The 12,270-nt window shown below is 33.1% G+C and carries 14 protein-coding genes; 11 read left to right on the top strand and 3 right to left on the bottom strand.

Annotated elements, in window-relative coordinates; all coding sequences use genetic code 11:
- The first annotated feature begins 42 nt into the window (after positions 1–42).
- The 8 genes from ACWATA_RS26395 to ACWATA_RS26360 all read left to right on the top strand — a co-directional run bounded on the left by ACWATA_RS26395 (position 43) and on the right by ACWATA_RS26360 (position 6,709).
- Positions 43–612 carry a hypothetical protein gene (locus ACWATA_RS26395; RefSeq protein ID WP_473050436.1) on the top strand — a complete coding sequence of 190 codons (570 nt, stop codon included), beginning with the start codon at positions 43–45 and terminating at the stop codon, positions 610–612.
- A 2-nt stretch (positions 613–614) separates the two neighbouring features.
- Complete coding sequence (locus ACWATA_RS26390; protein ID WP_473050435.1) at positions 615–2,942, top strand: CD3337/EF1877 family mobilome membrane protein; 2,328 nt, start codon at positions 615–617, stop codon at positions 2,940–2,942.
- Between the two features lie 14 nt (positions 2,943–2,956).
- On the top strand, positions 2,957–3,535 hold the full coding sequence (locus ACWATA_RS26385) for a hypothetical protein (RefSeq protein ID WP_473050434.1): 579 nt from the start codon (positions 2,957–2,959) through the stop codon (positions 3,533–3,535).
- Complete coding sequence (locus ACWATA_RS26380) at positions 3,516–4,646, top strand: bifunctional lytic transglycosylase/C40 family peptidase (protein ID WP_473050433.1); 1,131 nt, start codon at positions 3,516–3,518, stop codon at positions 4,644–4,646. The genes ACWATA_RS26385 and ACWATA_RS26380 overlap by 20 nt, the downstream gene beginning before the upstream one ends.
- Before the next feature lie 23 nt (positions 4,647–4,669).
- The gene (locus tag ACWATA_RS26375) at positions 4,670–5,167 is read left to right on the top strand and encodes a hypothetical protein (protein WP_473050432.1); all 498 of its coding nucleotides are present in this window, start codon (positions 4,670–4,672) and stop codon (positions 5,165–5,167) included.
- Between the two features lie 147 nt (positions 5,168–5,314).
- Positions 5,315–6,145, top strand: a complete 831-nt coding sequence (locus tag ACWATA_RS26370; protein ID WP_473050431.1) for a hypothetical protein — start codon at positions 5,315–5,317, stop codon at positions 6,143–6,145.
- Between the two features lie 49 nt (positions 6,146–6,194).
- The gene (locus ACWATA_RS26365; protein ID WP_473050430.1) at positions 6,195–6,377 is read left to right on the top strand and encodes a hypothetical protein; all 183 of its coding nucleotides are present in this window, start codon (positions 6,195–6,197) and stop codon (positions 6,375–6,377) included.
- A gap of 50 nt (positions 6,378–6,427) precedes the next feature.
- Positions 6,428–6,709 carry an AbrB/MazE/SpoVT family DNA-binding domain-containing protein gene (locus tag ACWATA_RS26360; protein WP_473050429.1) on the top strand — a complete coding sequence of 94 codons (282 nt, stop codon included), beginning with the start codon at positions 6,428–6,430 and terminating at the stop codon, positions 6,707–6,709.
- 246 nt (positions 6,710–6,955) lie between these two features.
- Here ACWATA_RS26360 and ACWATA_RS26355 read toward each other — a convergent pair whose 3' ends face one another.
- Positions 6,956–7,285 (bottom strand): DUF3889 domain-containing protein, encoded by a 330-nt coding sequence (locus ACWATA_RS26355; protein WP_473050428.1) that lies wholly within the window; start codon positions 7,283–7,285, stop codon positions 6,956–6,958.
- A 134-nt stretch (positions 7,286–7,419) separates the two neighbouring features.
- Here ACWATA_RS26355 and ACWATA_RS26350 point away from each other — a divergent pair, with 134 nt between their 5' ends.
- The gene (locus ACWATA_RS26350; RefSeq protein ID WP_221815924.1) at positions 7,420–7,815 is read left to right on the top strand and encodes a hypothetical protein; all 396 of its coding nucleotides are present in this window, start codon (positions 7,420–7,422) and stop codon (positions 7,813–7,815) included.
- A gap of 53 nt (positions 7,816–7,868) precedes the next feature.
- Complete coding sequence (locus ACWATA_RS26345; RefSeq protein WP_473050427.1) at positions 7,869–8,789, top strand: hypothetical protein; 921 nt, start codon at positions 7,869–7,871, stop codon at positions 8,787–8,789.
- 118 nt (positions 8,790–8,907) lie between these two features.
- Here the strand turns inward: ACWATA_RS26345 and ACWATA_RS26340 are convergent, their stop codons facing one another.
- Both ACWATA_RS26340 and ACWATA_RS26335 read right to left on the bottom strand, forming a co-directional pair.
- Positions 8,908–9,288, bottom strand: coding sequence for a hypothetical protein (locus ACWATA_RS26340; protein WP_221815926.1), 381 nt, complete (start codon positions 9,286–9,288; stop codon positions 8,908–8,910).
- 1,041 nt (positions 9,289–10,329) lie between these two features.
- On the bottom strand, positions 10,330–10,611 hold the full coding sequence (locus ACWATA_RS26335) for a hypothetical protein (protein ID WP_473050426.1): 282 nt from the start codon (positions 10,609–10,611) through the stop codon (positions 10,330–10,332).
- A 170-nt stretch (positions 10,612–10,781) separates the two neighbouring features.
- Here ACWATA_RS26335 and ACWATA_RS26330 point away from each other — a divergent pair, with 170 nt between their 5' ends.
- Positions 10,782–12,269, top strand: coding sequence for an FTR1 family protein (locus tag ACWATA_RS26330; RefSeq protein WP_473050425.1), 1,488 nt, complete (start codon positions 10,782–10,784; stop codon positions 12,267–12,269).
- Position 12,270: the final 1 nt, after the last annotated feature.

Here is a 12,270-nt window from a genome sequence, read left to right as displayed (position 1 = left end):
AGGGTAAGCCTTTTAAAAGGTTTAGAGAGAAGGAGAATGAAAATGAAAAAAATATTAACCTATATTTCAATCATTTCAATCGTAGGTGTGCTTGCAAGTTGTGGGAATAAGGAAACAAGTACAGAGCCAAAGCCAAAAACATGCGAACAAATTGAGCCTTGTAAAACGGCTTTACAGTATGCCACATACGTAGAACAAGGTGCAGAAGATAAGCTTTATAAAATGGAAGATCACACAGGAGAGCACAAAAGTTACGATAGTTTAGAAAAAGCTAAAAGATATATTGCAGAAGACTATAAACAATATAAAGATCAGCAAATTGAAAAATATGGTGTGTTAGAGTACACCCTTACCGAAAATAAAAGTTATTTTTATAAATTTAAATACAGCGCTTTTCGAAAAAATGAAGATGGTTTAAAAGAGCCGACTACTTTAATAGTTCATGTTTATGAAAGGTCAGGAGAATATTATCCAATTGAAGTTTTTAATTATCCTAGCTTAAAGAAAATCCAAGGAAGCAAAGAGATAGGTTCACCTAAAATATATTATTCGTCGAATTTAACAGGTAAGGAGAAAGAAAAATTTAAACCTAAAGATATTGAAGGAGAATGAGAATGAAAACAAAACTTCTGTTGAAGGTAATTCTATTTGTTTTTATACTTGCTACACTTTGTCCAGTAGCTACACATGCAGAAGCTCCTAACGTCATGGACGAATTAATGCCTAAAAGTGATTTACCACAAACAAATGCACCTTTACTTCGCTATAACGAGGTTCCTTTAGAAAATTACGATATTGATATCTCTGTTAAAGGCGATGAAGACAGTCATTGGTATGATTCAATCAATATTTTTAAAGTGGATGAAAAACTCTATAACAACATTGCAGCCTTTCAACAACAAATATTGAGTGCTATCTGGTATGGATATTTAGTGGTTGTAAATTTCGGAATTTTCTTAATGGAGCAAGCGTTCACTTTCGATATTATTGACAGTATGTTGTCCTATATTACAGTCTTTATTTCGGAAACAGGCGGAACATATGGAATTGGTCAATTTATGGGTTTTATGATGATTATGGTAGCTGGATGGCTTGTTTATTCATTTGCTCAAAAGAAGTACCGAGCTACGATATCAGGATTGATTGTAGCAGCCTTATTATCAGCCGTCTTTACAGCATACGTGCAAAATAGTGACCAATTGTTAGGTCAATTAAATCAAGCTCGCAATTATATCTCTGGCGCTGTTTTAACTTCTTCTACCTATTCGTTAGGGGATGGAAATGAAGATGGAATAAGAAAAGAAATGATTCAAGATCGCCAAGAAGATCAAGCTACACAAAGCTACAAAGACACATCATCCGTCCGGTATGGCGTATCAAGAATACGAAACTTAATGCATGATTTATTGATTGTGAAACCGTACTTGTTGCTTGAATTTGGTACGACAAACTACGGTGTAATTGGTGGAGGAAAAGCTGATAATGCTTCATCAACCCAAATAAAAGCAGGTAAAGAGACGGTAAAAGATTTGTTAAGTGAAAAGCCAGGGAGCGACGAAAGAGAGAAACTTGTTAAAAAGAGTGCTAAGAATTCTCTTTTTTCACCAGAGTATACAAATAAACGAATTGTGTTAGCGTTGTTAATTTGGGTTCCAACCCTTGTCATATTAGCAATGGTGGGATATTTAGCAACATTCATTCAAATATACGGTGTAGGATTCTTGCTTACAGCTATTACAGGGGTATTCGTCTTATTCCTTAGTATCTTTCCAGCGTATCGAAGGTTCGCAAAGCAATTTGCTATGAAACTGTTAGGGTTTTTGGCGATGTGTATAGGACTCACTGTCTTGTTAATTTTATTGTTTAGCTTCGTCAATATCTCCTATAAGGTAGCAAGTGAAAATAACTGGGCCTATGCTCAAACGATTATTGCCGTTCTTATTATTGTGGCAGCAATATTTGCCCTTCAAAAGCAGCTTTTTGGCTATAAACTTTATGATGAAAAGAAACAACAAATAAAACAAGCGTGGAGAGAAAAGGTTGATGCTATTAAGTATCAAGATCAGCAACGACAATATGCACGAATAGAGCCATTTTATTTAGGAAATAACGTACACTCACGATCTTTATCTAGTCAGCCAGGCACTACAGACGCGAGAGCTAAAGAGCATATGGAAAAAGCAATGGAAAGACAGAGTAATAAACCGACTTTACGCCGGAATAAACCCATTGATAGCAACGGAAATGTAATTGAAGATACACCAAAGCGTAATGTCATGCCTTTTAAGAGACGACAAGAAAAAGAGGAGAAAAGAAATTTATCATCTGAAAATGGTGTAATTCCAAACCCTCATAAAAAAGCAAAAGAAAATGACCCGAACTATAATCAATCTGTATCCGATCAAATGAGCAAACAACAGAAGCAAAACCAAGTCAATGCACCATTAAAAGCACAACCTAAAAGCCCAGAACAACAAGAAGCTATGAAAAATAATCCTTCTGCTTCTGGAAATCAGAATGAACAAGTGATGAAAAAGATGCGTCAACAGGAACATCAAAATCAAGCACCGTTGAAAGCACAGCCGCAACAAGAGTCAAGTTCTTCTCAATCAAGTAAAGTTATTGAGCAAATGAGAAGACAAGAAGCACGTTCGGAAAGCCAACAAGCACCAATCCACAACCCTAGACGTTTAGTTCCAGCTAATGGAGAAATTTCAACTAAACAATTCAATCAAGAGCAAGCACCGTTAAGAGCGCAACCAAGACCACCACAAACTGAAAAAACAAATCAGCAATTCCATAAGCAAATGAGACAACAACAGGTACAGCAAGAGATACAACAAGGTAAAGAACAGGCTTCTGCTGCTAATGAATCAAATAGAGATCATATAGACCGTTCTAAAGAGATTGAACAAATGAGACGACAGTCTCGACAAGACTAAAGGAGGTTCTTTTCATGAGTGTTCAGCAAAAGAAAATGCTTGTGTTCCTAAGTATCATTGTCTTTTTGGGCATTATGATTAGTTCCTTTATTGCAAAGGAAAAGCCTGCTTCTTCTTCACAAGAGGAGAAGCAAGCTCCTTCTTCTGAATCTATACAAGAAGAGAAAGAGGTAATGATTGAAGGCAAGGAAAATCCATATGACCAAACCGAACGAAATACAAAAGAAGATTTACAGAGTACAAAAGAAATAGCAACCGAGTTTGTCAGAGCCTTTGCTAGTTTTAACGGTAAAAACCCTTCCGAACATATTGAAAAAGCAAAGCCTTATATGTCAGAGGAAATGTATCAAAACTATAAAAGTCAAAAAGAACGTGGAACGTTAACCTATGATAAAGTCGTTCCCGAAACTCTCGAAACAACGGAAGTTTCAAACGATGACCCAGACGTTATTCAATGGAATGTCATTATGCAAGGGAAAGTGTATGACGTAGAGGGAAAATCACAACCAGAGGAAGACTGGTATTTAGTAACGCTAGAAAAACAAGAGGACGAATACAAGGTGGTGGGGGTTCGTGTCAACTTACCGAATTAATCCAATCCATGAGTTAAATCATTCCGTCAAACGAAAGTCTAAGATATTACTAGCTATTATTGCAGCCTTATTGGCATTGGGAGTCGTCATAAGTGCTATAGCTATGGTTAGTGTATTTGGAATTCTCTTACCAGATCAGGAAGACGTAACAGAGATTGACGGTACAGGGGTGAACATTGGAGACATTCAGATATCTAAAATAGGAGAAGGGCAAATTCCAAAAGAATACATTCCGATTTATAAAGCAGCAGGCGAAAAATACAACATTCCCTGGACACTCATAGCCGCGATTCATCGCGTCGAAACGCACTTTGGACAGGACTTAAATATATCTAGCGCGGGCGCGCTTGGGCATAGTCAATTCATGTCAAAAACATGGGTGGGGTGGAGTTATCCAGGCGGCACAAGATTAGGAAATGCAAGCATTCCGAAAGATATCTTAGAGAGTCCAGCAGCTATTAAAAAGTATGGGGGGTTTGGCGTTGATGGGGACGGGGACGGAAAAGCAGACCCTTGGAACGTAACAGATGCTATGTATTCAACAGCTAATTATTTGGCTGCCAATGGCGGTGCTTCTGGTAATTATCAAAAAGCAGTCTTTGCCTATAACCGGGCCACGTGGTATGTCTCACGTGTAATGGATTTTATGAACGCTTATTCGAGTGGTTCCGTTGAAGCTGTTTCTATTAAAGGAGGCTCTGCTAAAGGTTCAGCAGCCATTGAAAAAGCAATTCAAGTTGGTTCAACTATTGTCGGAAAGAGCCCTTATGTATGGGGAGGTGGACGCAATCAAAGTGATATTAACGCACGGAAATTTGATTGTAGCTCTTATGTAAGATGGGCCTATAGTTCAGCTGGTGTAGATTTAGGACCAGTCAGCGCCACTACAACTGATACGTTAATCAAGCGCGGTAAAGTCGTCAAGGCAAGTGAAATGAAGCGTGGAGACGTCATTTTCTTTGACACATATAAAATTAATGGCCATGTCGGTATCTACCTGGGAGATGGAAAGTTTCTTAATGACAGTAGTTCACAAGGTGTATCAGTTGGGGACTTAAATAATACCTATTGGAAAGCAAAGTTTAACGGAAATGTTCGACGTGTAGCTTAGTTTTTTAAAAGGGGGATGCGTACATGGAAAGAGAACAAGTAGAAGAGATAAAAATAACTTTAGTAAGGAATATAAAAATATTTTGGAGCGATCATTGGCTGCCTATCACTGCTTTTGTTGTTTTAATCGTATCGTGTCAGTTATTTAATTTGACCCATAGTGGATTCTTTTATCCTCTTATGTTTGTTTCTGGATGGATAGTGGTTATGTTTGCATTGAAACTTAAGAGTGAAAGCTCTCTCTTCTCCTCTAAAAAGTCAACTAAAAACATGCAGCAAGAATCTTCTTATGAAACGTATACGGTGTTACGTGTGTATACGAATGATCCAAACTTTCAAGAATACATGCAAAATCAAGAGTATTTCCATAGTCAACATGTTCAAATGGAAAATCGAGTGATTGACCATAGTCAAGATATTGAATCGCAAATTATGTTTATTCGAAAACCTGAGTTTGCTTTTTGTTATCACTTATTAATGGATAGAAAAAATGAAATGTATTTTATCGGTGAATATGTGTAAAAAGAGATCCATTCTCTTAAATAAATAGAAAATATGGTGTTGCTGAGAAGCGCTGTGACGAAATTAATTTTTGTTTTGTGGGTAGTAGGTAAGTAAATTTGAAATTTAGCGTTTCTCGTAACCACCACTTAAGGAGGTACTGTAATAATGAATAAAATTATAACAGTCGTTGGTTTATCTTTTGGTTTATTTATTGTAGCAACAGGTTGTAGCCAAGAAACTACAACAAAAGAAACTCATCAAGAGGTAAAGGAAAGTAAACAGAATAATAGCAAAGAAAATAACGAAGAGAAACAGAAAGCTCAAGAGGAACAAAAAGATCAAAAAGTTAGTTCATCAAACAATAAATTTTTAGATCAACACCAAGGGTACTGGAAAAGTGAAGATAGTTCAACGTTTATAGAGGTGAAAAACACATCAAGTGAACCTTTATATATAGTTCATAATTTAGATGGAACTAAGAAAGAATTTTCGCTTCAATTAGATAATTCAATCCAAACAGAGAATGAATATAAAGGTACTATTGCTTCTACAGAAAAGCCAGAAACAATTATAACAATAGATATGAAAAAATCAGATGATAATCTAATCGTTACAACAGAAAACCCTATTACTTTTAGCAAAAGTAATGAGGATGATTACAACAAAGCTGTTCAGAGTATAAAGGAAAAAGAAAATCAAAAACAGGCACTTGATAAAACATTGCAATTGTTAAATGGTACTTGGAAATCAACTGATAATGGTCAAGTGATTAAAATATCAGTTGATAATGAGCAAACAGGAACATTTCAATGGGAGGGTCAGAATCCTGTGGTCTTTGCTATCAATGAAAACAAGGACGGTAAAGTTAGTATAGTTTATGAAAGTGTGGCTAGTCCGTCTCACAACATGATTGACTGGAGATGGACACCTTCCGATAAAGAATTGGTATGGGATAACTTCCTTGGCGATACAAGGACGTATGAGCGTATTGAATGATATATAAGACTGTTAGTTTAAGTGTAATTAATAAATAGGAGTGGGTAGAGTGTTAGTAATTTTATGCATGGCTATACTTTTATGTATTTATGGATGGATTACTAAAAGAAAAATTATGAGTATTGTCGCGGCTTTATTCGCGGTTGGAGTTTTTGTCTATGACCCAGCAACTGCAAAAGAAATTGGAGAACTTGCTTCGCATGTTGGGGGACCTATTGCACCTTTAGAATGAAAGAATATACAAATATCGGTACAAAATTATTAAGAAATGGAGAGTTTAAAATGAAATCAACAGGTATTGTACGAAAAGTAGATGAATTAGGAAGAGTTGTTATTCCAGTTGAGCTAAGAAAGGTTCTTGCTATTAAAGAAAAAGACCCTGTCGAAATCTTTGTTGACGGAAATCAAATCATTCTAAAGAAATATACGCATTACGATGAATGTGTCATTACAGGTGAAATCACTCCTCAAAATAAGGAGTATGCAAATGGAGTAGTATTAAGCCCACGCGGTGCGGAAATTCTAAAAAATGAAATAGAATTTAGGTTTGGTATTAAAGCTTAATTTATACAAGTTTTTATACAGTACGAGCTATTTGTCAAAGCGTCAAAACCTTGATAAATCAACGATGTATAAAAACGTGTATAAACGATAAATTTTGATAGGTCTGGAACCCTTGGTATACATGGGTTCCTTTTTTTATTTGGTTCCGCGAATCTGAATTATGTAAACTAGGTTTGTATATGGTATGCAGTAAAAATAACAAAAAAGCTTTTATCAGAAATTAGTTATTAAAGATATTGTAATTTTTCATTTGTTACTTTCCTTAAAAGTAATATTTAAAATTTTATGGGTAGATGTTTCAAATTTTATGCTTACATAAACTCCATATTCCTTTGTATCTTCCCTTAACCAAAGCTTAAATTTTTCTACTTCAGTAGTAGGTGATAAAACTTCATGTCCTAAATAGAGATAATCAATTACTTTAGCTTTATTATATTTCTCCTTAGTACTCAGAACAGCAATTCTTCCCCACTTTTCATAAGAGACTATTTCAGAATGGTTATGCTTAAATGAAATGTTATTGCTATCTATACAGCTTAAGAAAAGTAAATTCACTAAAAGAAACGGAATATACACACTATTCCTCCTCATAATTCAGATAAGTATATGTTCTCTGAAAAAAGTAAAAAAAATACAGAGAAAAGAAAGTTTTAAAGGTAATATATAGAATTTTATGGTTGTATAAAACAAAAATGGGGGTATTTTATAACATGAAAAAGATATCAATTTTGTTTTTAGTTTTATTTGTAGGTATGTTTAGTAGCAATCTAAGCACAGCATCTGCTGCAAAAACAAAAGCTTTTTATGTTGGAGGATTGAGATGTGATGGTAACTCTTCTGGTTATGTTAAAACAAATGGTGCAGCAGATGCATGGGGGACAACAACTTGTGAAAGAAATGCTACATATTTAGAGGCAGCGAATTATTTCTATATAAATGGATCATTAAAGTTTTTAAAGACTAGTTCGACGAGTAATGATTCTTGGGTTATCGCAGATACTTTAGACACTACGGCAAAAGGAAGCTACACTTCCAAAACTTATCATGAATTTAAGTATGGAGGAGAAACAAAAACAGGGTGGACAGACTATTCATTTACAAAATAACATTGCTGGGCTTTTGCCCAGCAATGTTATTTTTCTATAGGAGGGTATTTTAAGTGTACAGAAGAATAATTTTCTTGTTTTTTATTATCTCTTCTCTTGCTGGTTGTTCTCTTTATACCAGTAAAGATGTTAGTCAAAAAAAAGACGTGGAGCAGAAGAAAGAAGCCGTTCTTTACAGTTTTGGGTTAGATGTTTTTAGTGAAAATGCATTAAGTGAAACACAGGAAACACATTTAGTAACATTAGGAGGAGAATATAAACCTGATATCAAAGTTACAAATGATATGCCTATTAACAGCTCATACCGTTTAGTTTTTTTATTAAATTATAAGCAAATAAGTGTAAATTATAGAGGAAAGCCAGTTAGAAGTATTGATTTAAAGTTGAATAGGTATGAAAATCGTAAAATCGATGTGGAATTCCCAAAATTAGAATCAGGTTCTTATGATATTATAGCCCTTTTAATTAGAAATCCTGATGAGATAACCAAACAGAAAAAATTTCAACCTTCTCAAGAATTTTATCTATATCGACGTGTTCAATTAGTAGTTGGAGCTGGTGAAGAACGTAACCAAACGTATAAATTGGTAGATAATACTCTAGAAAAAAAGAATAATATTGACGGTGTATTTCTTACTAATAAGTTTAATGGCACTTCTCAAGATTTGTTATTAAATATGAGAACTAATGAAAAGAAAAAACAGTATTTAAATATCCCTAATTATAATGATAGTAGTAGGTATGCTATTTTTGCTTTTATTGGTGATGAACAAGTTAATTTAGACTCATCTTTTGTAGAAATTAAAAGAAAAGGTCCATCTTCAGTCCCTTTAGAATTTATAACCAGAAAAGAAGGAAATTTAGTGATAGGGGTAGTAGCTAATCCATATATTAACGTTGAGAATCAAAATGAAAAAGAAAATAAACTTTCAACGGACGTGATGTTCTCTAACCGTATTCCTATACATAATTAAAAAGCTCTGTTGCTAAGCCGGAAATTCAACTTAGCAACAGAGCTTTTTATATTTAACATTAGTTTTGTAACATTATAATTTGGAAAATCACCAAAGTTACGCTATTAAAATAGCCCTTTTAGCTATTGTTGGAAACTTGTTCCCAAGCTTCTCCTTGTTTCTTAAATTTATACAAGACGTTGCTTCCTGTATCATTCGTAGAGGTAATAATCAGCTCGTTTTCCTTCTTATAAATAGTTGGTTTGGAATATCCAGGTTTTAAATCTTGCAACACAGTGTTGTATGCTTTAATTAACCAAGGATCATTTAACCTTCCTAGATCATTATATCCATATTTTTCATAACTACTAACATCAAAATTTAAATTGTCTTTATTACCTGTACTTTCATTTGAAATATTTTCTTGCGCATTTACGTTATAACTCTTACTAACAATAGGTGAAATTAAAGCAAATATTAATAATAATATTGAAGGGATTAACCACTTTGCTCGTCTCATATAATATCCTCCTTAACAGTACTATTATTAATATTCCATTTTTTTCTAAAAAAATACATACATTTAAAATTTGGTCTCTTTGATTGATATATTCAGCTTTTATTGGTTCTTGTAATCATTATTATGTAAACAAGAAATGAATATCATATACATCCCTAGTTACAAAAAAAGAGTAACCACATTAAAATGATTATTCTTCAGAACCTTCATTTCCTTTTTTTACACTTATCAGATTTTTTATACACATATTTAATTGTTTCCAATTTTCAGACTAATTAACTGTTAATTTTACACTAAACTAAATTAGTAATTCATATATGTTCAGATAAATCTTCTTATAGTAAAAAACATGGTATAAAAGGTAAGATGAAATAAATATTTGATTAAGTTACAAATTGTTTAAGTAATAATGATATTCATTTTATTAATAAGATGATAGAAAAATATATTATATATATAGGTGTAAATGATAAAGTATTTTATTTAAAAAAGCATTACTTATTACACGCTTTGTAGAAAAAGCCCATATTTGTCGTCACCTAGAGTAAATAATAAAACCTTATTTTTTATAAGATAGTTTTAGTGTTTACTTATATATGTATAAAACAATTATTTTTTATTATTGATTAAATATACGTTATTGAAAACATAGTGAATTTAAATATTTATAAGTTTTTTGTTTGGTTATCATTAATATAAAAATTTCTTAAAAGGTAAGTGGAAGATAGGTTGGTTATGATAAAAAGTAAAATTCTAAAATGGATCTACTAAATTACTAAGGTCCCGTGAAAGGTTATCTATTACCACCTTTGATTTAAATAGGTCATTAAATTCATCTTATCCATTATTTTACATGATGAATTTTTGATTCTGCGCAATCGTGTCTCTTTCTTTCTCACATCGGCTTTCTCCTCGGTATAATTTTACATTGTTTAAATATACGAAAGAGACATAGGTTTTATGAAAACCCTTTAAATCATTCAATAAGGTAAGATAAAAAGCGTTCAATAAACCCTATAGACGAAGGTTTATTGAACGCTTCTACTTTTCTAAAAGCTCCATTATAGCAACTAAATCTGTATATTGTGCAGATAAGAAAAGAGGAATAAGAACAACTCTATTTTTCTTATCTGCAGCACAACATTTAAGAGAACAGAATTTACTTGTCGCTCGTATAGGTTTATATTCTTTTCTGCAGATTTTACACTCTTTAATTGAATGCTTAATATAGGCTTGTCCTTTACATGATTGAGAACAGTATTTAGCATTTTTATTGTAGCTTTTAAACTCAGAATTACATATCTGACAAGCAAATTGGGCCAAGATTAAATTCACTCCTTTTGTGTTATCCACCTAAAGGCTGAACCACATTACTTTTTCAATGAAAATTTATTTATTTTTTCCTTTAAATTTTGTTTGACAAGTTATTATATTCTAATGATAATTAAGAAGTCAATGATAATGATTTTCATTACTACATAGGAGTGTTAGGCATGATAAAACAAATCTTCATTAGTTTAATAGTTGTAGGGCTGATAGTCATTTCCGGAACTGCTACTAATTCTTTTGCAAAAGAAACTAATTCGAAAGAAACAGCAAAGCAATCTATTCAATATATAGATAAGGCTATTTCCGATATGAAAAAGGAAGATTTAGACGGAGCTAATCAATTGTTTCAGTTATTTAAACAAGAATGGACGCAAATGAAGGCAGACATTCAAAAAGATTCTTTATATGCTCATGGAAAAATTGAAAGAGAAATAGCTGCCATATCTATAGCCTTATTAAATGAAGATAAACAAGAGGCCGAAGAATCTCTAGAATCACTTAAGAGTTTCTTAAATCAATATAGCAAGGGCCAATTGACAGATAAACCACAATCAGATAAAGAAATAAGTCTAGCGTCATATGTAAAACTTTTAGAAAACACTAAAAAAACTTTAGAAAGCAAAGATGTAGCAAAGGGAAAGGCTCAAGTACAAGAGTTAACATCCCAATGGCTAAGTGTGGAAGGAAATGTTGTAGGAAAATCTCAGACTGTCTACAATAATTCAGAAAGAAGATTAGTAGAGTTGGATTCATCTTTAAGTAATCCTAAAGAGGTTAACAAAAGTATTGAAATTATAGATAAAATGATTATTGATTTAAAACCATTAGTTAACACCTCATACAGCATGTGGGATGCGGCTCTTATTCCAATTAGAGAGGGAGTCGAAGCTTTATTAGTTATTGGAGCTCTCCTTGCAATTACTAAAAAAGGGCCTTCAGCTAAAGGAAACCGTTGGGTTTGGGGAGGAGCTTCACTAGGCATTCTTTGCAGTCTGATAATTGGCTTTCTAGTTACTTATGTTTTAAACTCTGCAACTTTCGGACAAAACAACTTCCTAATCAATGGTTTTTCAGGAGTAGTTGCCAGCCTCATGCTTTTATATGTTAGCTATTGGCTACACAGCAACTCAAATGTTGAAAAGTGGAACAAATTTATCAACGGAAAAACAGCCCAGGCTCTCAGTAATGGAAAGATGTTTTCATTCGCAATACTAGCATTTTTAGCAATTTTAAGAGAAGGGATTGAAACAGTTCTCTTTTTAATTGGTATGGCTAATCAAATGTCTTCCTCACAATTAATTTTGGGAATAGCAATTGGTTTTGGAGTTCTAATTGCTATTGGAATTTTCATGTTGAAGATTGGGATCAAATTGCCATTAAAACCATTTTTCTTTATTTCTAGTATTATCGTGTTTTATATGTGTCTCAAATTTATGGGGTCAGGTGTACATAGTTTGCAGTTATCAGGAATAGTTCCTTCATTAAGTACAAACGTCATTCCAACCATTGATGTGTTAAGTATATATCCTTCTTGGTATAGTACATTGCCACAACTTCTTATAATTGGATTTGCTTTATTAATACTGATAGTTCAGAAAAAGAAACAAAACAATACAAACAATACAGATCAAAAAAACCAGGGGGTTATTTAAC

The sequence above is a fragment of the Priestia sp. USM5 genome (assembly GCF_058323215.1).
The sequence above is the reverse complement of the archived record's forward strand: the minus strand, read 5'-3'. Positions and strand labels throughout refer to the sequence as shown.